At 60.3% G+C, this 18,922-nt stretch carries 19 protein-coding genes and 1 pseudogene; 9 read left to right on the forward strand and 11 right to left on the reverse strand.

Going from position 1 to position 18,922, the window contains the following annotated elements; genetic code table 11:
- Nucleotides 1-60 precede the first annotated feature (60 nt).
- The 4 genes from ACA075_RS17255 to fae all read right to left on the reverse strand — a co-directional run bounded on the left by ACA075_RS17255 (nt 61) and on the right by fae (nt 4,568).
- On the reverse strand, nt 61-1,425 hold the full coding sequence (locus tag ACA075_RS17255; protein ID WP_497294094.1) for an MFS transporter: 1,365 nt from the start codon (nt 1,423-1,425) through the stop codon (nt 61-63).
- Nucleotides 1,426-1,580: 155 nt separating this feature from the next.
- Nucleotides 1,581-3,014, reverse strand: a complete 1,434-nt coding sequence (locus ACA075_RS17260; protein WP_497294095.1) for an NAD-dependent succinate-semialdehyde dehydrogenase — start codon at nt 3,012-3,014, stop codon at nt 1,581-1,583.
- Nucleotides 3,011-4,045 (reverse strand): aldo/keto reductase, encoded by a 1,035-nt coding sequence (locus tag ACA075_RS17265; RefSeq protein WP_497294097.1) that lies wholly within the window; start codon nt 4,043-4,045, stop codon nt 3,011-3,013. Before ACA075_RS17265 ends, ACA075_RS17260 begins: the two co-directional genes overlap by 4 nt.
- A 10-nt stretch (nt 4,046-4,055) precedes the next feature.
- A complete protein-coding gene (gene fae, locus ACA075_RS17270; protein ID WP_497294098.1) occupies nt 4,056-4,568 on the reverse strand; it encodes a formaldehyde-activating enzyme in 513 nt (170 codons plus the stop codon).
- 293 nt (nt 4,569-4,861) lie between these two features.
- Between fae and ACA075_RS17275 the strand changes: the two genes are divergently transcribed.
- Nucleotides 4,862-5,803: a class I SAM-dependent methyltransferase gene (locus ACA075_RS17275; RefSeq protein WP_497294100.1), complete on the forward strand. Its 942-nt coding sequence runs from the start codon at nt 4,862-4,864 to the stop codon at nt 5,801-5,803.
- A gap of 83 nt (nt 5,804-5,886) precedes the next feature.
- Nucleotides 5,887-6,462: pseudogene (locus tag ACA075_RS17280) on the forward strand (P1 family peptidase); the annotation flags it as partial.
- A 49-nt stretch (nt 6,463-6,511) separates the two neighbouring features.
- On the opposite strand, the gene ACA075_RS17285 reads toward ACA075_RS17280, so the two are convergent.
- Nucleotides 6,512-6,964 (reverse strand): cupin domain-containing protein, encoded by a 453-nt coding sequence (locus ACA075_RS17285; RefSeq protein ID WP_497294102.1) that lies wholly within the window; start codon nt 6,962-6,964, stop codon nt 6,512-6,514.
- A gap of 145 nt (nt 6,965-7,109) precedes the next feature.
- Nucleotides 7,110-7,427, reverse strand: a complete 318-nt coding sequence (locus tag ACA075_RS17290) for a winged helix-turn-helix transcriptional regulator (RefSeq protein ID WP_497294103.1) — start codon at nt 7,425-7,427, stop codon at nt 7,110-7,112.
- Nucleotides 7,428-7,433: 6 nt separating this feature from the next.
- Between ACA075_RS17290 and ACA075_RS17295 the strand changes: the two genes are divergently transcribed.
- From ACA075_RS17295 to msrA, 5 genes are all read left to right on the forward strand, one after another.
- Nucleotides 7,434-7,796 carry an SDR family oxidoreductase gene (locus ACA075_RS17295; RefSeq protein WP_497294105.1) on the forward strand — a complete coding sequence of 121 codons (363 nt, stop codon included), beginning with the start codon at nt 7,434-7,436 and terminating at the stop codon, nt 7,794-7,796.
- 170 nt (nt 7,797-7,966) lie between these two features.
- Entirely contained in the window at nt 7,967-8,386 is a 420-nt protein-coding gene (locus ACA075_RS17300) for an organic hydroperoxide resistance protein (RefSeq protein WP_497294106.1), read from the forward strand.
- 549 nt (nt 8,387-8,935) lie between these two features.
- Nucleotides 8,936-9,388, forward strand: coding sequence for an Ohr family peroxiredoxin (locus ACA075_RS17305; protein ID WP_497294108.1), 453 nt, complete (start codon nt 8,936-8,938; stop codon nt 9,386-9,388).
- Between the two features lie 110 nt (nt 9,389-9,498).
- Complete coding sequence (locus ACA075_RS17310; protein WP_497294110.1) at nt 9,499-9,951, forward strand: Ohr family peroxiredoxin; 453 nt, start codon at nt 9,499-9,501, stop codon at nt 9,949-9,951.
- Nucleotides 9,952-10,120: 169 nt separating this feature from the next.
- Nucleotides 10,121-10,627 (forward strand): peptide-methionine (S)-S-oxide reductase MsrA, encoded by a 507-nt coding sequence (gene msrA / locus ACA075_RS17315; protein WP_497294111.1) that lies wholly within the window; start codon nt 10,121-10,123, stop codon nt 10,625-10,627.
- Between the two features lie 46 nt (nt 10,628-10,673).
- On the opposite strand, the gene ACA075_RS17320 is transcribed toward msrA, so the two are convergent.
- Complete coding sequence (locus tag ACA075_RS17320) at nt 10,674-11,762, reverse strand: polyamine ABC transporter substrate-binding protein (RefSeq protein WP_497294113.1); 1,089 nt, start codon at nt 11,760-11,762, stop codon at nt 10,674-10,676.
- Nucleotides 11,763-11,800: 38 nt separating this feature from the next.
- Entirely contained in the window at nt 11,801-13,102 is a 1,302-nt protein-coding gene (locus ACA075_RS17325; protein ID WP_497294114.1) for an NAD(P)/FAD-dependent oxidoreductase, read from the reverse strand.
- 148 nt (nt 13,103-13,250) lie between these two features.
- Here ACA075_RS17325 and ACA075_RS17330 point away from each other — a divergent pair, with 148 nt between their 5' ends.
- Nucleotides 13,251-14,135: a LysR family transcriptional regulator gene (locus tag ACA075_RS17330; RefSeq protein WP_497294116.1), complete on the forward strand. Its 885-nt coding sequence runs from the start codon at nt 13,251-13,253 to the stop codon at nt 14,133-14,135.
- A gap of 130 nt (nt 14,136-14,265) precedes the next feature.
- Here ACA075_RS17330 and ptrR read toward each other — a convergent pair whose 3' ends face one another.
- A complete protein-coding gene (ptrR, locus tag ACA075_RS17335) occupies nt 14,266-15,144 on the reverse strand; it encodes a putrescine utilization regulator PtrR (RefSeq protein WP_497299283.1) in 879 nt (292 codons plus the stop codon).
- A gap of 101 nt (nt 15,145-15,245) precedes the next feature.
- On the opposite strand from ptrR, the gene ACA075_RS17340 reads away from it, so the two are divergent.
- Nucleotides 15,246-16,637: an aldehyde dehydrogenase family protein gene (locus tag ACA075_RS17340; RefSeq protein ID WP_497294118.1), complete on the forward strand. Its 1,392-nt coding sequence runs from the start codon at nt 15,246-15,248 to the stop codon at nt 16,635-16,637.
- Between the two features lie 23 nt (nt 16,638-16,660).
- Here ACA075_RS17340 and ACA075_RS17345 read toward each other — a convergent pair whose 3' ends face one another.
- The gene (locus ACA075_RS17345; RefSeq protein ID WP_497294120.1) at nt 16,661-17,605 is read right to left on the reverse strand and encodes an aldo/keto reductase; all 945 of its coding nucleotides are present in this window, start codon (nt 17,603-17,605) and stop codon (nt 16,661-16,663) included.
- Complete coding sequence (locus ACA075_RS17350) at nt 17,592-18,878, reverse strand: NTP/NDP exchange transporter (protein WP_497294122.1); 1,287 nt, start codon at nt 18,876-18,878, stop codon at nt 17,592-17,594. Before ACA075_RS17350 ends, ACA075_RS17345 begins: the two co-directional genes overlap by 14 nt.
- Between the last annotated feature and the right edge of the window lie 44 nt (nt 18,879-18,922).

An 18,922-nucleotide genomic window follows, 5' to 3' on the forward strand; every position in this document is an offset into this window, starting at 1 on the left:
TGCCGAGCCCGCGAGGCTGCGGGCTTGGCAGCTGCTACAGAAGACGGTGGTGAGGCTTGATTAGATCGGTGCCGCGACTTTTGCTGCCCCCGTTGCACTCCCCTCCACCGGACTCTGCGCCTTGCACGCCTGGCTCAGCGTCAACGATTTAGTCTCCGGCGCCCACGCCCATGACAGCAACGCACCCAGCGCCAGAATCGCCGCCAGAATGCCCATGGTCGGGCTCAAGCCGATCCCCGCCACGCTCACCGGCAACAAGAATGTACTCACCGCCGAACCCAGGCGACTGACGGCTGTCGCCAGGCCAATCCCGCTGGCCCGCACTTCGGTCGGGAAGCTCTCGGCCGGGAATACCCCCACCAGGTTGCTCACCGCCGACAACACCAGTGTAAACAAGCCAAACACCAACACCATCAGGAACGCCGCGCTGCTCGGCAACACGGCCAACATGAACAACGCGACCGCCAGAATGATGAACGAGTTGATCAAGAACCCGCGGCGAGAGAATTTAATCGTGCACCAGATGCCGATCAGCGCCCCGAGGATCAGCAGCATGTTCAGCATCAGCTCCGTGCCAAAGCCTTCGGCCAAACCCATCTTTTGCAGGATCGACGGCAGGAAGGTGTAAATGGCGAAGTACGGCATCACGATGCAGACGAAGAACAGGCAATTGAACGCGGTGCGTTTGCGGTATTCACGGCTGAACAGCACGGCGTAGCCGGAACGGGTTTCGGTGGATTGGGTTTCGTCGAGTTCGACGTTGTCACCCAGGTGTTTCTTGACGATCGCTCGCGCCTCGGCGATTCGGCCCTGGTTCACCAGCCAACGCGGCGACTCCGGTGTGCCAATGCGGGCAATCAGGATCAGCGCCGCCGGGATGGCCGACGAGGCCAGCATCCAGCGCCAGGCATCGTCGCCGAGGCTGAGCATGGCGGTGCCGACGAACGTAGCGGCGACGTAGCCGAAGGTCCAGATCACGCTGAACGAACCGAGCAGCACACCGCGATGTTTCTTCGGTGCAAACTCGGCCAGCATGGCGTGACCGACGCTGAAGTCACCGCCCAACCCGATACCGATCAACACCCGGCACAGGAACAGTCCCATGGCTGTCTCGGCGTAGAACTGCATCACCGAGGCAATGGTAATCAGCACGAAGCTGACCAGGAATATTTTCTGCCGGCCGACCTTGTCGGAGATCCAGCCAAAAAACAGACTGCCGAGAAACAGGCCGATGAGTGCTGAAGCGCCAATCAAACCTTGCCAGAACGCATCCAGCTGCATTTGCGGACTGAGCAACGTGAACGCGATACCGATCAGGCCGAGGATGTAGCCGTCGGTGAAGTGTGCGCCGAAGGTCAGTCCTGCGATTTTGAGGTGGAAGCGCCCGATGGGCAGGTCGTCGATTTTTACCGGTTGTACGGACATGTAAGTCTCCAATTGTTGTTATTGACGGAGAAATGAAACCGATAGCTTTTTTTGTGGGAGCGGGCTTGCTCGCGAAGAGGAAGTTTCAGTCGACATTTATGTTGCCTGACACGCCGCTGTCGCGAGCAAGCCTTCCCCCACGAGGTTTGGCGCCGTTACAGGCCGCCCATTAACAGGTATTTGATTTCCAGGTAGTCATCCAGACCGTACTTCGAACCCTCACGCCCCAGGCCCGATTCCTTGATGCCTCCGAACGGTGCCACTTCCGTGGAAATGATCCCTTCGTTGATTCCGACCATGCCCGCTTCCAGGCCTTCGGCCATGCGCCACACACGGCCGATGTCACGGCTGTAGAAGTAAGCCGACAAACCGTAGGGCGTGTCGTTGGCCTTTTGCAGGACTTCGGCTTCGTCCTTGAAGCGAAAGCACGCCGCCACCGGCCCGAAGGTTTCGTCCTGGGCGATCAGCATGTCGCTGTGGGCTTCGGCGAGGATGGTCGGCTCATAAAACGTACCGCCGAGCGCATGACGACGACCGCCGCACAACAACTTCGCACCCTTCTCCAACGCGTCGCCTACGTGCAGTTCAACCTTGGCCAGTGCTACTGCGTTGATCAGCGGACCTTGCTCGGTCTCGCCGTCCAGCGCACTGCCGACCCGCATCGCCGCCACGGCTTCGGCGAGTTTGCCGGTGAAGGCTTCGTACACGCCGTCCTGAATAAAGAAGCGGTTCACGCAGACGCAGGTTTGCCCGGTGTTGCGGAACTTCGAGGCCATGGCGCCTTTGACCGCAGCGTCCAGATCAGCATCGTCGAAGACAATGAACGGCGCGTTGCCGCCTAGCTCCAGCGACACTTTTTTCAGCGTGTCCGCTGCCTGGCGCATCAGCAATTTGCCAGTGCGGGTAGAGCCGGTGAACGACAGTTTGCGCACGATGCCTGAGGCTTGCAGCGCACCACCAATGGCCACGGCATCGCCCGAAACAATGTTGAACACACCCGCCGCAATCCCGGCCTGTTCGGCCAGTACCGCCAGCGCAAAAGCCGACAACGGCGTCTCTTCCGATGGCTTGAGAATCATCGTGCAACCTGCCGCGAGTGCCGGGCCGACCTTGCGGGTGACCATGGCCAGCGGGAAGTTCCACGGGGTGATCGCAGCGACCACACCGATGGCTTCCTTGACTACGATGATCCGCGCATCAGCCTTGTGGCTCGGGATCACGTCGCCGTAAGCGCGTTTGGCTTCTTCAGCGAACCACTCCAGAAAGCTCGCGGCGTAGACCACTTCACCCATGGCTTCGGCCAGCGGTTTGCCCTGCTCGCGGCTGAGCAAGGTCGCCAGGTCCTTCTGGTTGCTCAACATCAACTCGCTCCAGCGCTTGAGCTTCTGGCTGCGTTCCTTGGCGGTCAATTTGCGCCAGGCAGGCAAGGCACGGTTGGCGGCGTCGATGGCCAGGTTGGTGGCTTCGGCGCCGGCCTTTTGTACTTCGGCAATCAACTCGCCATTGGCCGGGTTGAAAACCGGGTAAGTCGGCCCCCCGCTGGTCCATTGGCCGTCGATGAAATTGCCGTTACGGATCAGCGCGCTCATGCCACAGCCTCAGTCAGATTGAAGCGCTCCAGGCCCGGACGGGCCGAACGCAAGATACGTTTGCCGGCGGTGTAATCGTTGATCACGTCGCACGGGGTGTAATTGCGTTCCAACTCGTGCAGCTCGTCGGCGTCGAGTCTGGTGTCCAGCGCCGCCAGCGCACTGTCGAATTGCTCGGTGGTGTCAGCGCCCACCAGCATGCAATCCACGCCCGGATGATTGGAGACCCAGGCCTGGGCGATCTGCGCATTCGACACACCACGGGCACGGGCCACGCGCTGTACCGAATGCGCGATCTGAAACGAGGCTTCGTCGCTGTACATCTGCTGGGTAAAAAAGTCGGTCTGGTTGCGGGTCGACTGCACGTCACCAGTCAACAAGCCACGGGCCAGCGGGCTGAACACCGAGACGCCCAAGCCCTGATCGCGGCAGAACGGGATCATCTCGCGCTCTTCCTCGCGGTAGGCGCAGTTCAGTTGCAGCTGCATGTTGATCGGCTTGACCCAACCATTGCGCTCGCAGGCCATGAGGATCTTCGCCAGTTGCCCGGTGAGCATGGTCGACACGCCGATGTACCGGGCCTTACCGGAACGCACGATGTCGTTCATGGCGCTCATGGTTTCTTCAACCGGCGTGTTCACGTCGAAGTAATGCAGCATGAACACATCGACGTAATCCATGTTCAGGCGCTTCAGCGAGGCGTCGATGCTGTCCATGATGTGCTTGCGTGAATGGCCGCTGGCGTTGATCCCGGTGCGGGTGCCGTAACCGACCTTGGTGGTGATCACCAGGTCTTCGCGACGGGCCAGGCGCTTGACGATGCGTCCGACCACTTCCTCGCCGACGCCGGCGGAATAGAAGTCGGCGAGGTCGATGAAGTTCACACCGTTGTCCAACGCGTGCGCGACGATCGGTTCGCTCTTCTTCTCATCGAAGATCCACGGTTTCCAGTCCGGGGTGCCCATGTTCATGGTGCCCAGGCACAGGCGAGAGACTTGCAGGCCGGAGTGGCCAAGACGAATGTATTGCATGGCGCGGACCTCAGGCTTTTGGCGTGTAGAAAGGGTTGCTGATGTGATCGACCACATCTGCCAGTTGCGCGGTTTGCGGCTTGCCGGTCAGCGCGGCACGGATCGCCGTGCGGCAGGCGTTGTAGTTGTTCAGGTAGACCGCATCCAGGTCATCGCAGGCCGGGTTGACCCAGTTCGCGGTGACGATCGCCCACTCGTCTTCAGCTTCCGGCGGCAAGGTACCGTCGAGCAGCGCTTCCAGAACAGCCTTGGCGATCCCGGCCTGCGACGCACCCCAGGTAGCGTTGCCATGCAAGTCGCTGCTGATCGCAGCCTTGTTGACATAAAGGGTCATCGGCTTCACCGGAATGTTCGGCTGGGCGATCACCATGAACGGACAATGGCCCTGGCTCGGCGACGCCAGGCTATTGGCAAACGCCTGCCCCGCCGGACCGTTACGCGGGCCGATCAGAATGTTGATATGCGCGGCGTTTACGCCCGGGCCTTCGAAACCTTCACCGATGTACAGGTCGAGTTCTTTCATGGGTCATTACTCTTCAGTGATTTTTTGGATGATCAGAAATGCACGCAGACTGTGGAGGTCGCATGGCAAATGTCAGGGAGCGAAGAGAGCGGGTCGTGGCGCAGAGAATCAGTCATAGGTGCAAACGCTCTTTTTTGTTGTTGATGAGCTGTGTTTGCGATTTTTTAACACTGGGAGATTGAGGGGCTGTAACCATGAAATGTCATAGGGGCATGAGGTTTGGTAATACCCCGCAGAACTGCGGCGCAATTGTGTTTAAAATGCCGCCCCCATCAAACTGCTGGCCCTGCCCGATGAACGCTGACGCTCTCTCCACCCTTCACGACCATTTGCTGACAGCCCTGGCCGATGCACCCGCAGAAACCCGCCGGCTGTTCCATGGCCGGGGCCGGTGCTGGCCTGGGCTGGAGCAATTGACCGTCGACTGGCTGCAGGGGGTGGTGCTGGTGTCGCTGTTCAAGGAACCTGAAGCAGCGCAGCTGGAAGATTTGAAGCGGTTGCTGATGGCGGTCACTGAATCGGCGCAGTGGCAACAATCAGGGGCGCAGACCCTGTTGCTGCAACACCGCTACCTGCTGCAAAGCACCACCGAATGGCTGCTTGGGGAAGCGATCGAGGAATTGATCATCACCGAGGGCGGCCTGCGTTATCGCGTGGACCTGGGCCGCAAGCAGAACACCGGGTTGTTCCTCGACATGCGCTACGGTCGCGACTGGGTAAGGGCCAATGCCGATGGCAAGCGCGTGTTGAATCTGTTCGCCTACACCTGCGGCTTTTCGGTCGCCGCCATCGAGGGAGGCGCCGAACACGTGGTCAACCTGGACATGTCCAGCCCGGCGCTGAACCGTGGTCGCGACAACCATCGGCTCAATGGCCATGACATGAGCAAGGTGAGTTTTCTCGGCCATGATTTGTTCAAGTCCTGGGGCAAGGTGATCGGCAAGGGCCCTTACGACCTGGTGATCATCGATCCGCCGTCCTTTCAGAAAGGCAGTTTCCTGCTGACCAAGGATTACCAGCGCGTATTGCGTCGGCTGCCGGAGTTGCTCAGCCCCCAAGGGACGGTGCTGGCGTGCATGAACGATCCGGCGTTCGGGGCGGATTTCCTGATTGATGGCGTGATGCGTGAAGCGCCGGGTTTGCGGTTCGAGCGGCGACTGGAGAATCCGCCGGAGTTTCCGGATGCTGATGTTGAATGCGGGTTGAAGGCGTTGGTGTTTACGCTGATGGACTGAGTGCTCCTACAAGGGTTCTGGTGTGTGGCCATTGTTTGGGTCAACGCGGCTGTAACCGTGTTTTGCCGGCGTCCATGTGCTCAACGGCAACACGCCAATTGAGCAAGGCCCAGGGCGGTTGGACTGTCGGTGCGATCGTCCAGGCCAACCATGGCATTCGCAATGAACTGCGCGTCGATGGTTACCCGGTCGGGCGTTATATGGAACAGGCTGACTCACCGTTCCTCAAGGCATCGCTGCCTTATCCGGGGATGGGCTCGATCGTCTTGTGCCTGGCCACCGATGCGCCGCTGCTGCCGCATCAATGCACGCGCCTCGCACAGCGTGCCAGCCTCGGGCTTGCCGGTACCGGCGGCGGCAACGAAGACCACAGCGGCGACATTTTCATCGCCTTCGCCACCGGCAACCAACACGTGCCACCGGCCGCTTACGAAGGGAAAGGTGCGCCTACTTGCGACAACCTGAGCATGGTCAACAACGACCACATCAGCGAGTTGTTTTTGGCGGCGACTGAAGCGGTGGAAGAAGCGATCATCAACGCCGTGCTGGCCGCTGAAACGACTGAAGGTAACGGCCATACCGTGCCGGGTCTGGACGCAAAGACACTGCTCAAGGCCTTGCGTCAGGCCGGTTGGCCGGGTGAAACAGGCGGGATCTGAAGACTCGGTTCAACGAGGCGCCCGATGCAGTGCATCGGGCGGCTATTGATTAGTCTTTAAGGATCAACAGCGGTGTGTCTTTTTTCACGAGGTAGGTCGCCAGCTCTGAGGCTTTGCCGTCACCGACGTTCTTCGCAAGATGCACGGTGCCTGCGGGGATGTACAAGGAGTCACCGGCTTTGAGCGTCACTGGCGCCCGCCCTTCGAGCTGATACTCAAACGTGCCCGAGATGACGTAAGCGACTTCCACGCCAGGATGAGAATGCTTGGGGGATGTGACGCCCGGGTCGAAATCGACACGCACCTGAATCACCTCACCCTTGGAAATGTCGAGGTCCTGGCGCACCAGGTCCGTGCGGTGCAGGCCTGTCTGCCAGCTTTTTGCCGGGCTGGCGTCAACGGGCGCCTTCACTTCTTCAGCCGCGAATGCGTTAAGTGATACGGCGGCAGCCAGGGCGATGCCGAGCAGGCCTGCGGTGTGACGGGATTTGATACGGGACATCGCAATTCTCCAATGATTGCCGCGGTTGCGGTGGCTTCATTACGAGGTCGCGGTGTATCGCGCAAGTGTCGAGAACAGCATGGTTTTGTATGCCCAGGTAACTGCTGGCGCCGGGGATACGTTCAGATACAAGCACGTGGGTGCGTCAGTGCGGTACGCCCAGTTTGGTCACGATGTCTTCTGGCTTGATACGTCGTCCGTCCGTTGAAACCAACTGCAGTTTCTGGATCGGCTGACGATCCTGTGCGTCGACCATGACCGATCCCGTTTCGCCCGGTTCGTACAAAAACTCGTTGCCCCACTGCGACAAGGCAATCAGGACGGTTTGCAAGGCCCTGCCCTTTTCAGTCAGGACGTATTCCTTGTAGATGCTTCCATCAGCCGCCGGCGCCATCCGCAACACACCTTCTGCCACCAGTCCCTTGAGGCCGGTGCCTCGATTATTTTGAACGGATCGGTGCATGCCGTCATGGGATGGCCGGGTTACAGCGCCTACGCGGCAAGCAAGGGCGCCGTCCGTTCCATGACCCGGGTGATGGCCGCAGAATTTGCCCCGCGTGGCATTCGCGTCAACCAGATTACCCCTGGCGCTGCACGCACACCGGTATGGAACCCCCACACGGTGAAAGTGGGCATGGATGCGCTGGAGGAAAAACTGAACACCACGATCCCGCTCGGTCGCATTGGCGAAGCTGAAGAAGTGGCCACCGTCGCCTTGTTCCTCGCCTCCAGCGACTCTTCGAATGTCGTGGGCGCAGAGATTGTCGTCGACGGCGGTGCAACCAGTTCGCCATTGGGCGCACCGGCTCACCGAAAAAACTGGCAGGCGTAACGGATTTGTATCGGCGTGTATGTTCGCTGACGATCTTACACAGCGATACACAACCACCGGATTAGGACACACAGGCACTACATAAAGGTGGAAAAGTGGGGCCTCTCCCGCTCGTCCGTAACGCGGCGACATAAACGGTGAGGCCCCCAACCCTTTAGCAGGAACCCGTCATGATCAATGAAATCGACACCGTGCTGTATACCGGCAAGACCCACACCACCGGCGGCCGCGACGGCGAATCGAAGAGTTCGGATGGACGTCTGGACATCAAGCTTTCCCCGCCTGGCTCTTCAGGGGCTGGGACCAACCCGGAACAGCTGCTGGCTGCTGGCTGGTCGGCCTGTTTCATCGGCGCGATAGGTAAAGCGGCTGCTGCGCTGAAGGTGACCTTGCCAAGCGGCGTCGCCGTTGATGCCGAAGTGGACCTGGGCAAGTCCGACAACGCTTTTTTCCTCCAGGCACGCCTCAATGTCAGCCTTCCTGGTCTCGATCCTGTCGTCGCACGGGCGTTAGTGGATGCCGCACATCAAACCTGCCCTTACTCCAAAGCAACCCGTGGCAACATCGACGTCACCCTCAATCTGGTTTAAGCCTGGCCCACATTGCGGCCTGCCTTCCCGGCAGGCTGTACCGGGTTGTTCCCTATAGCATTTATCCATCCTGCCGCCGTTGCCCAAGGACGAAATCGGTCTAAAAAGTCCGGTTTGCGTTTCGCAGCCTTTGCTATTCTAAAACCTGTAGGTGAAGACGCAGACTGATGCGCAAGAGGATAGCGAGGAAGCGTGGGGCGCGCTCCTAAGGGTACACGGTTAGAAAGATCTCCGAGGTGAGGTCCAGCCCTTATGCCGTGTGAAGCAGGACAGCACAAAACTGTTCTGTCAGAAGCCTGATAAACCTTGTAAGCCAGAGACCAGCGCTGGCCACCTACTCGATTTCGAAGCCCGCCCTGTGCGGGCTTTTTCGTTGTGCGCAGAACCGGGAGCCAATACCACTTCCTTCCCATTCGACCGTTCGTCGCCAAGCAGGCCTCTCCCCTATTGACTTCAATGGGCGGCTGCGCGAGTATTATTTCCATCGCATACGATACAAACGTATACGCCATACAATCAAACCCTACTGCACCTTTGAGGATTCATCCCATGAGCAAGATCGAAAAAGTCCTGGCCTCCGGCAAAACCCACACCACCATGAGCAGCACGGGCACCACTTCGCGCGGCCATAACGGCAGCCTCGACATCGTGCTTTCGTCGCCCGGCAGCGACAAACCCGTTCATGAATTCAAAGGCACCCAGCCACACCCGAAAGCCGAGCAACTGTTTGCCGGTGCCTGGTCGGCCTGCTACATCGCCGCCGTCGGTCTTGCTGCCAAACAGCGCAACGTTGAGCTTCCCTCCGATTTGTCCGTCGATATCGAAGTGGACTTGGGCCAGACCGGCGACGCTTACTTCCTCCAGGCACGCCTGACGCTGCGCGCTCCAGGTCTGGATCAGGGTGTCGCAACAGAAATCGCCCACGCCGCAGACCAGATCTGCCCGTACTCCAAAGCAACCCGCGGCAACATTGACGTGGCCCTGAACGTAATCACGGCCTGATACACCGCGAAGCTTTGACATCAATTGGCTTTCTAGAAACACCCTACATGTCGTATGCGATGTAAGCGCATACGAACACAAACCTTATTGAAACATTCAGGTAATCATCCATGAGCAAGATCGAAAAAGTACTGGCCACTGGCAAAACCCACACCACCGCCAGCAGCACCGGCAACACCTCGCGCGGCCACAACGGCAGCCTCGATATCGCCCTCTCGTCGCCCGGCAACGCCCAGCCTGCGCACGTGTTCGCCGCCACCCAGCCGCACCCGGCCGCCGAGCAATTGTTCGCCGGTGCATGGTCGGCCTGCTACACCGCCGCCGTCGGGCTGGTAGCCAATGACCTGAACGTGGTGCTGCCGGCGGACATGTCCGTCGACATCGAAGTCGACGTCGGTCAGACCGGTGCGGAGTACTTCCTTCAAGCTCGTTTAACCCTGCGCGTGCCCGGCCTGACGGACGACGTTGCAAAGACCCTGGCACACACCGCCGACCAGATCTGCCCGTACTCGAAGGCGACCCGTGGCAACATCGACGTGGATCTGAAAGTCCTCACGGCATGACGCACGCGCGGCGGGTTCGACGTGTCCCTGCACGTCGACCCGTCGGAAGGCAGAAACGAGGTTCTCGGGCGCGACCGGTCTGATGCAGAATGAGTTCACGCCACTGCAGACCTCGATCGAGCCTCTGCGCAACAACCTGATCACATCAATGAACACTGAGGAGTAAGCGATGACCACGCAAACTGAAACCGCCCTTCTGGCCGGCGGCTGCTTCTGGGGCATGCAGGATCTGATAAGGAAACAAAAAGGCGTGCTGTCGACGCGCGTGGGTTACTCCGGCGGCGATGTGCCCAATGCCACGTACCGCAACCATGGCACCCACGCCGAAGCGATCGAGGTCGTGTTTGACCCGGCCATCACCAGCTACCGCCAGATCCTTGAGTTTTTCTTTCAGATTCACGATCCGTCGACCGCCAATCGCCAAGGTAACGACATAGGCCTCAGCTACCGCTCGGCGATTTTCTATCTGAACGAAGAGCAGCAAGCGGTGGCCGAGGACACAGCGGCCGATGTGGATGCCTCCAGTCTGTGGCCCGGCCGGGTCGTGACTGAAATCGTCCCTGCGGGCCCGTTCTGGGAGGCAGAGCCAGAGCATCAGGATTACCTGGAAAGACTGCCCACCGGTTACACCTGCCACTTCATTCGGCCGAACTGGAAACTGCCGAAACGAGCGTGATGCTTTGCGGCCTGGGTTCCGTCAACGGAACCCAGGCACCTTTGCGTCAGGTGTTGGTTTTCAGCTTGGTCCACAACCGTGTGCTCAACCGTGCAATCGCGGCGGGCAGGTCCTCGACGGTGAACAACTTGTCCATCACGGTTTTCGGCGGGTAGATCGCCAGGTCCTGCTTCACCGCCGGATTGACCAACGTATCCGCTGCCAGGTTCGGGTTGGCGTAGTGGATGCTGTTGCTGATGTTGGCGATGACGTCAGGCTTCAACAAGTAGTTCATGTAGGCATAGCCATTTTTCTCGTGGGGCGCACTCTTGGGCATGACCACCATGTCGAGCCACAGGGTCGAGCCTTCGTCCGGGATCGAATAGGCGATCTCGATGCCGTTGTTCGCTTCCTTGGCACTGGCGGCCGCTTGCACCACATCACCGTTGAAGCCGATCACGGCACAGACATTGCCATTGGCCAGGTCGCTGACGTACTTGGACGCATGGAAATATTGGACGTAAGGCCTGATCTTGAGCAGCGTTTGCTCGGCCTTCTTGTAATCCGCCGGCTCGTGGCTATGGGGTGGCAGTCCCAGGTAATTGAGGGTGATCGGCAGAATTTGCGTCGGGTTATCGATGATCGCCACGCCGCATTCACTCAACTTCTTGATGTTGTTCTCATCAAAAATCAGGCTCCAGGAATGGGTGACGTCGGTGGTGCCGAAGATCGCTTTGATTTTCTCGACGTTGTAGCCAATTCCCGCCGTGCCCCACATGTACGGATAGCCGTACTGGTTGCCCGGGTCATTGACCTCGAGTTTTTTCAGCAGCGCCGGATCGAGGTTTTTCCAGTTCGGCAGCTGGCTCTTGTCCAGTTTCTGAATCGCACCAGCCTTGATCAATCGCGACAGGAAATGATTCGAAGGGCTGACCACGTCATAACCGGTATTGCCGGTCATCAGTTTTGATTCCAGGACTTCGTTGCTGTCGTGAATGTCGTAAGTCGCCTTGATCCCGGTTTCCCGGGTGAAGTTGCTCAAGGTGTCGTCGGCGATGTAGCCGTTCCAGTTGGAAATATTGACCTCTTCGGCCGCGTAGCTGACTGCTGAAAACGTCGTGAGCGCAACCATCAGGGAAATAGTAGGGGCCTGCATGTTCAATCACCTTTTTGTTCTTTTGGGATAACCGGAATCTAGATTTCTGTCCTCGCACGGACGGCTTCGACACGCATCCGAAACATCGCGCCGATGTCGAGCAAGGGTCGCGGCGGGAGCCAGCCGGGTTGGGCTCTGTCCATCACTGAATCGAGCAACGGCGAGCCAACGCCCGACGCCAGTTCGGCGAGCAGTCGTCCCCAAAGGGTGCCGCGCGCCACGCCCGAACCGTTGCAGCCGGCCACGGCAAACACGCCCTCTTCCACCCTGGAAAAAAACGGCTGCCCGGAGCGAGAGGCGCTCAGGTGTCCGGTCCAGGTGTGCTGGATATCCTGCTCGGTCAGCCACGGGAAACGCCGCTGCAAACCCAGCACATGGTGCTGGCGACGGATCGCCAGTTCATGGCTGGACAAATCCCGCGAGCGGTATTCCGCGGTGTTGCGGATCATCACCCGACGATCGGGTGTCAGCCGTACCGTGGCGCCGAGCGGACGGGTGGACAGCACGCCCCAGGGCTCGACACTGCCGATGTTGCGAAACTCTTCGTCACTCAACGGCCGCGTAAGGCTGGCGCTCAGTTCCATGGCAAAGGTGCCGCTGTCCTGGATACCCGCGCGCGGCACGAAGGCGTTGAGGCAGATCAGCACCTGCTTCGCCTCAATGCTGCCATCGATGCCGCTGGCCCGCACACGCCCTTTCCCCAGACGGTCGAGGCCGGTGATGTCGGTATTTTCGTAGACGGTCACGGTCTCCGGCAGTGCTTCCAGCAAGCCCTTCACGTACTTTGCCGGTTGCAGCAACGCGTTGCCCTTGCCGCACCAGATCGCGGCGCGGTAATGCCGGGTGCCGAGTTTCTGCTTCAGTTGCTCGCCTTCGAAAAACTCCGCCGATGCACCGAGCGCCCGCAGGGTGTGCAGCTTGGCGTCGATATGGGTCAGCTTGCCGGGATCACTGACGGCGAAGAAATAGCCCGACTCCCGGAAGTCGCATTCGATGCTGTGTCGGGAGATCACCTTGCGCACTTCCGCACTGGCGGCACGGGAAATCGTGGTGTCCACTTCAAACCCGGCAAACCCGGAGTTGCCGATCAATTCATCATTGGAGGGGTGCTCGTGGGCCACCACAAATCCGGAATTACGTGCCGAAGCACCCTGGGCCGCGCGCTGCCGGTCGACCACCACGATGCGCGCCTGAGGGTGCATCTGCGCCAGCGCATGGGCGGCACTGAGGCCGGTAATGCCCGCACCGATGATCAGCCAATCGGCCTTTTGCGCGCCGATCAGACCATCACGCGCCGGGGCACATCCTGCTTGCGCGATCCAGCCACATTCATTATTCATGCGTCACCTGCCTAGACTGTCGTTCTGCTCGCCGGCGCATGCGGTCATTGCATAGGCAATGTCTGATGGCGGCGGCCAGGACTAGAATCTATTAGGTCTTCGGTGCTACAACCAACGTTATAAACTCATTGAGCCATTCATAAAACGCATGGATAAGATTCGTCACGTCCCTTCCCTTCAAGCCATGCAGGCATTGGTGGAAGTTGCTGAGATGGGCAGCTTCACCCAAGCGGCGCATAAGCTCTGCCTGACCCAAAGCGCCGTCAGCCGGCAAATCCAGCAGCTGGAAAGTCACTTCGGCGTGCCGATGTTCGTGCGCAGTAGCCGCAGCATTCGCCTGACCCCGGAGGGCGAACAGGTATTGGCCAGCGCGCGCACTATTCTCGATCAACTGAAAACCCTTGAGGATCGGCTGTCTCCGCAAAAACGCCCGTTTCGCATCCGCATGCATGTGTCGCTGGCGGTACGCTGGTTGTTGCCGAAACTGAGCGATTTCTATTGCTGCCACCCGGACATTTCCCTGTCGATCGAAACCGTGGCGACCGAGATCGTCGAGCCGGCCAGCGACAGCGACGCCTACATCCTCTACCTGCCCGAACCGTCCAGCGATCCCGCCTGCCTGACCCTGTTCGAGGAAGCGCTGGTGCCAGTGTGTGCGCTCGGCCTCGCCAGTGAATCTCGGCCGCTGGCGTCGGTGGAGGATCTGGTGCGTTTCCCGCTGCTGCATCGTTCGGCCGACCAGCAAGCCTGGATCGAATGGCTGGCCGCCAATGACGGCAAGCCGCTGCAGGACTATCGGCACATTCCCTTCAACCTCGACGAGTTGGCGCTTGATGCGGCAGCGCGTGGGCTGGGGGTGGCGGTGACCGATCTGACCCTGGCGCAGGAATCGATTGATCGCGGGGTGCTGGTCGTTCCGTTCGGCAGCCCGTTGAAGACCCGCGGCGTCTATTCGCTGTGCCTGCAACCTTCGGCGGCGACTCATCCGGCGTGCGCGCAGGTCATGCAATGGTTCGCTGCTCAGGCTGAATGATGCAGGTATGGATACCTATGTGGGAGCCAGCCTGCTGGCGATGAGGGTGTGTCAGTCAAAGAATTCATGGCTGTCAGACCGCTATCGCGAGCAGGCTCACTCCCACAGGGTTTTGTGTTTATTCAGGGATTCAGGTTTCTGGTTGTACTACACCGCGCTCTTCCAGCAGGCGCACAAACATGGTCAGGCTCTGGGACACCGTCCCTCTGCGCCACACCAGCCAGGTGCACAAAAACCGGAAGGATGGCGACAACGGCCAGACACTCACCGTGGTGCAGCCCGGCATGCTTTCGAGCATGCTGCGCGGCATCAGCGCCAGGCCGGCTCCGGCGCTGACGCAGGCCAGCATGCCGTGATAGGACTCCATTTCGAAGATTTTGCCGGGCACTGCCGCGTCCTTGGCGAACCAGCTTTCAAAGTGGTGGCGGTAGGAGCAATTGGAGCGGAACGCATAGATGTTTTCGCCGTTGACCTCCCGCGCGCGGTGGATCGGGGCATGGTGGAGCGGCGCGATCAGCACCATTTCTTCCTCGAACGCCGGCACGCCTTCCAGTGCAGGGTGCAGCACCGGGCCGTCGACAAACGCAGCGGCCAATCGGCCCGACAGCACGCCGTCGATCATGGTCCCGGACGGTCCGGTGGACAGGTCCAGCTCGACCTTGGCGTGCTTCTGGTTATAGGCCGCCAACAGCCCAGGGATGCGCACCGCCGCCGTGCTCTCCAGTGACCCCAGCGCGAAGGTGCCCTGGGGTTCTTCACCAGCCACCGTCGCCCGGGCTTCCTGCACCAGGTCGAGAATCCGCCGGGCGTAATCGAGAAAACTCCAACCGGCTGGCGACAGGCGCAGGCGGCTTTTCTCGCGGATAAACAGGTCCACACCCAAGTCTTGCTCCAATTGCTTGATCCGTGTCGTCAGGTTCGACGGCACTCGGTGGATGTGTTGGGCGGCCACGCTGATGCTGCCGTGTTCGGCCACTGCTTTGAAAATTTCCAGCTGAACCAGATCCAAAGTCATTCTCCAAACGTGAACGATATGCTCAGCATTATTCAGTTTCCAGAAAACAAACGCCACCGTAACCTGAGCGTATTCCCACCTAGCAGGACGGTGCCATGACCAACGTTTCCAGCCTCACCCACGCCATTTCGATCAACCCCGCCACCGGCGAGCAGATCGGCAACTACCCGTTTGAATCCGCTTCGGCGCTGCAGGCTGCACTGTCCCGTGCCGCTGCCGGGTTCCGTGTCTGGCGCAGCACAGCGGTTGCGCAACGCTCACAGCTATTGATCACCCTGGCTCAGGCATTGCGCGACAACGCGGCAGCGATGGCGAACATGATTTCCCTGGAGATGGGCAAGCCGATCACCCAGGCCCGCGGTGAAATCGAAAAATGTGCCCAGCTCTGCGAGTGGTACGCCGAACACGGCCCGGCCATGCTGACCGCCGAGCCGACTCTGGTTGAAGGTGGCAAAGCACGCATTGAATATCGTCCGCTCGGCCCGATTCTCGCGGTGATGCCGTGGAATTTCCCGATCTGGCAGGTCCTGCGTGGCGCCGTTCCTGCGCTGATCGCTGGCAACACCTACGTGCTCAAACATGCGCCAAACGTGATGGGCAGCGCTTACCTGCTGCGGGAAGCCTTCAAGCAAGCCGACTTCCCTGAAGGTGTGTTCGAGGTCATCAACGTCACGCCAGAGGGCGTCTCCACGGCGATCGCTGATCCGCGCATCGCAGCGGTGACCCTCACCGGCAGCGTGCGCGCCGGCATGGCCATCGGCGCGCAGGCCGGAGCAGCGTTGAAGAAATGCGTACTGGAACTGGGCGGTTCCGATCCTTTCATCGTGCTCGACGATGCCGACCTCGACGAAGCGGTCAAAGCCGCCGTGATTGGCCGTTATCAGAACACCGGGCAAGTCTGCGCAGCCGCAAAACGCTTGATCGTCGAACAAGGCATCGTCGAGGAATTCACACGCAAGTTCGTCGAAGCCACGCGCAACCTGGTGGTCGGCGATCCACTAGCCGCCGACACTTACATCGGCCCGATGGCTCGCTTCGATCTGCGAGATGAACTGGATCAACAGGTGCGCGACACCCTGGAAGAAGGCGCGACGTTGCTGCTGGGTGGCAAGAAGGCTGAAGGCCCGGGCAACTTCTACGAGCTGACTGTCTTCGGTGATGTCACCGACCAGATGACTTCGTTCAAGCAGGAACTGTTCGGCCCGGTCGCCTCGATCATCACCGCACGCGATGCCGCCCACGCGCTGGAACTGGCCAATGACAGCGAATTCGGCCTCGCCGCGACGATCTACACCGGCAACGTCGAACGTGCCCAGCAGATGGCCGGCGAACTGGAAACCGGTGGTGTGTTCATCAATGGCTACTGCGCAAGCGACCCGCGCGTCACCTTCGGCGGCGTGAAGAAAAGCGGATTTGGCCGCGAGCTGTCGCACTTCGGCGTGCGCGAGTTCTGCAATGCCCAGACGGTGTGGCTGGATCGTCGCTGATCGCCTCCAGCGATAACTTGCGCCTAACCGACGATATCGATCAACTGCTCGCGCTGCGCACCGGTCAGCATCGGCCCGAAACCGGCGCCGGCGTTGTCCGCCATATAGCGCGGGTTGCCGGTGCCGGGAATCACGCAGGTCACCGCTGAATGCGACAGCAAGAACTTCAGCGCCATCTGCGGCCAACTGTTGACCCTCACATCCGCCGCCCAGCGCGGCAAGGGTTTGTCCTTCAAGCGGCTGAGCAGGTTGCCGCCGCCGAACGGCCGATTGCAGATCACCGCCACGCCGCGCTCGCGGCACAGCGGCAGGATGCGTTTCTCGACGCCGCGGTCATCCAGCGCATAGTTGATCTGCAAGAAATCCAACGGCTCGGCCTTGAGCACCGCTTCCACCTCGTCATACGCCGACGCCGTGTAATGGGTGATGCCGATGTAGCGGATGCGCCCTTCTTCCTTCCATTTTCGCAAGGTCGGCAAATGGGTTTGCCAGTCCAGTAGGTTGTGGATCTGCATCAGATCGATGCGATCGGTTTGCAGCAGCTTGAAGGACTGTTCCATCTGCGCGATGCCCTCTTCGCGGCCACGGGTCCAGACCTTGGTGGCCAGGAAGGCCGGCGAACGTGGCTCATGAATCGACAGCAACTCACCGGTCGTCTCTTCGGCCCGGCCGTACATCGGCGAGCTGTCGATGACCGTTCCGCCCTTCTCGAACAATGCGCGCAGAACGGCGGGCAACTGCTTGTAGGCGGGGCTCGATGGCTCGACATCAAACCCGCGATAGGTGCCCAACCCGACGATGGGCAATGGCTCGGAGCTGGAAGGAATGGCGCGGGTCAGCATGTTCTTGCCTCCTGTGTCCTTCGACGGCGTGGTTGCAGCGAAGGCCGGCCCGAAGGTGAAAACCGCCGAAGCCCCGGCAGCCAGCGTGAGTATTTGGCGACGCGTGTATCCATCAGTGTGGCTCATGCAGTGGTCCTTCCACCTTTTTGCTGTCAGCCCTTTGTTCCTGGTGCCTGGCAAGCCACAGGCATAACCAGCCCCACAGCCCGGCAAACGGTACGATCACCAGCGCTATCAGACCAAAACCGGCGCCCAGTGCCGTCAAACCCACCGATAACCAGCCACTGGCGGCATCTCCACCGCGATACACCAGGGTTTCGATCACATTCTTGGCCTTGTACTTTTCCTCGCGGCTGACTACGGTCCACAACACTTCACGCGCCGGCCGCACGATGGCGAACTCGACCGCACGACGCAGCCCCTGCGCCAGGGCGACGGTGGCGGGCACGGGTGCCAGGGCCATGGCGGTAAACGCCACGAGGGTCGCCAGCGGCAATGCCACCAGCGCCCCGCCGACACCGACCAAACGTATCAACAGCGCCGTCAGCAGCAGTTGAAAGATCAAGGTCAGCGTCGACACGATCAAATCGACCACGGCGAAAAATAGCGTGCGGCTGGCCACATCAGCATAGCTACCCGCCACAATCCGTCCCTGCTCGAAATACAACAAGGTCGCGGCGCTGGTGTGCAGCAGCATGAACAACACCAGCCCCAGCAGATAGGGCGAGCGCACAATCAGGGTGATCCCGGCCAGCATGCTGCCGCCCATGCGCCGATCATCCATCAAGCGGCTGCCGGACTGCGATTGGGTTTGGGAGAGCAGCGCCCGATAGCAGCGCACCGCGACTTCCAGCAGCAGCGCCGCCGCGACGGTCAACGCCACCGGGCCCAGACGCGTGGCCATGGTCGCCGCCAGCAACGGCCCGATGAACGTGCCCAGGGTGCCCCCCGCCGCGATGAATCCGAACAGCCGTCGCCCTTGTTCACTGGTAAACCGGTCGACCAGCACGCTCCAGAAAATGCTGACGATGAACAGGTTGTAGAGGCTGATCCAGACGAAGAACACCCGCCCGACGGCCACCGGCGCAATGTGATTGGCGATCAATACACCAAACACCAGCATCAACGCGGCGATCACGCGATAGATCAACGGCACGAAACGCGTGGCCGGCAGCCGCGCCGCCATCGCACCAAACACCGGCACCATCAGCAACATCACCCCGAACGTCGCCGTGAACAGCCACTGCAATTTGTCGGCTCCGCCCTCGAGACCCAAGGCATCGCGCAGCGGTCGCACCAGGTAATAACTGGCCAGCACGCAGAAATGGAACGCAAACCCCAGCATCAGCGCGGTTCTTTCACCGGGCTGGACGTCGAGCCATTTTGCAGCAATGGGCATGGGCGCCCTCCTCTGTAGCCGGGCTCGGTGTGCCCCGCTACCGA

The organism is Pseudomonas sp. LBUM1663 (assembly GCF_059695905.1).

Excerpts from the sequence above, each read along its gene's own strand:
- ACA075_RS17255 (WP_497294094.1), bottom strand. The coding sequence starts at position 1,425 with ATGTCCGTACAACCGGTAAAAATCGACGACCTGCCCATCGGGCGCTTC.
- ACA075_RS17260 (WP_497294095.1), bottom strand. The coding sequence starts at position 3,014 with ATGAGCGCGCTGATCCGTAACGGCAATTTCATCGACGGCCAATGGACC.
- ACA075_RS17265 (WP_497294097.1), bottom strand. The coding sequence starts at position 4,045 with ATGCAATACATTCGTCTTGGCCACTCCGGCCTGCAAGTCTCTCGCCTG.
- fae (WP_497294098.1), bottom strand. The coding sequence starts at position 4,568 with ATGAAAGAACTCGACCTGTACATCGGTGAAGGTTTCGAAGGCCCGGGC.
- ACA075_RS17275 (WP_497294100.1), top strand. The coding sequence starts at position 4,862 with ATGAACGCTGACGCTCTCTCCACCCTTCACGACCATTTGCTGACAGCC.
- ACA075_RS17285 (WP_497294102.1), bottom strand. The coding sequence starts at position 6,964 with ATGTCCCGTATCAAATCCCGTCACACCGCAGGCCTGCTCGGCATCGCC.
- ACA075_RS17290 (WP_497294103.1), bottom strand. The coding sequence starts at position 7,427 with ATGCACCGATCCGTTCAAAATAATCGAGGCACCGGCCTCAAGGGACTG.
- ACA075_RS17295 (WP_497294105.1), top strand. The coding sequence starts at position 7,434 with ATGGGATGGCCGGGTTACAGCGCCTACGCGGCAAGCAAGGGCGCCGTC.
- ACA075_RS17300 (WP_497294106.1), top strand. The coding sequence starts at position 7,967 with ATGATCAATGAAATCGACACCGTGCTGTATACCGGCAAGACCCACACC.
- ACA075_RS17305 (WP_497294108.1), top strand. The coding sequence starts at position 8,936 with ATGAGCAAGATCGAAAAAGTCCTGGCCTCCGGCAAAACCCACACCACC.
- ACA075_RS17310 (WP_497294110.1), top strand. The coding sequence starts at position 9,499 with ATGAGCAAGATCGAAAAAGTACTGGCCACTGGCAAAACCCACACCACC.
- msrA (WP_497294111.1), top strand. The coding sequence starts at position 10,121 with ATGACCACGCAAACTGAAACCGCCCTTCTGGCCGGCGGCTGCTTCTGG.
- ACA075_RS17320 (WP_497294113.1), bottom strand. The coding sequence starts at position 11,762 with ATGCAGGCCCCTACTATTTCCCTGATGGTTGCGCTCACGACGTTTTCA.
- ACA075_RS17325 (WP_497294114.1), bottom strand. The coding sequence starts at position 13,102 with ATGAATAATGAATGTGGCTGGATCGCGCAAGCAGGATGTGCCCCGGCG.
- ACA075_RS17330 (WP_497294116.1), top strand. The coding sequence starts at position 13,251 with ATGGATAAGATTCGTCACGTCCCTTCCCTTCAAGCCATGCAGGCATTG.
- ACA075_RS17340 (WP_497294118.1), top strand. The coding sequence starts at position 15,246 with ATGACCAACGTTTCCAGCCTCACCCACGCCATTTCGATCAACCCCGCC.
- ACA075_RS17345 (WP_497294120.1), bottom strand. The coding sequence starts at position 17,605 with ATGAGCCACACTGATGGATACACGCGTCGCCAAATACTCACGCTGGCT.
- ACA075_RS17350 (WP_497294122.1), bottom strand. The coding sequence starts at position 18,878 with ATGCCCATTGCTGCAAAATGGCTCGACGTCCAGCCCGGTGAAAGAACC.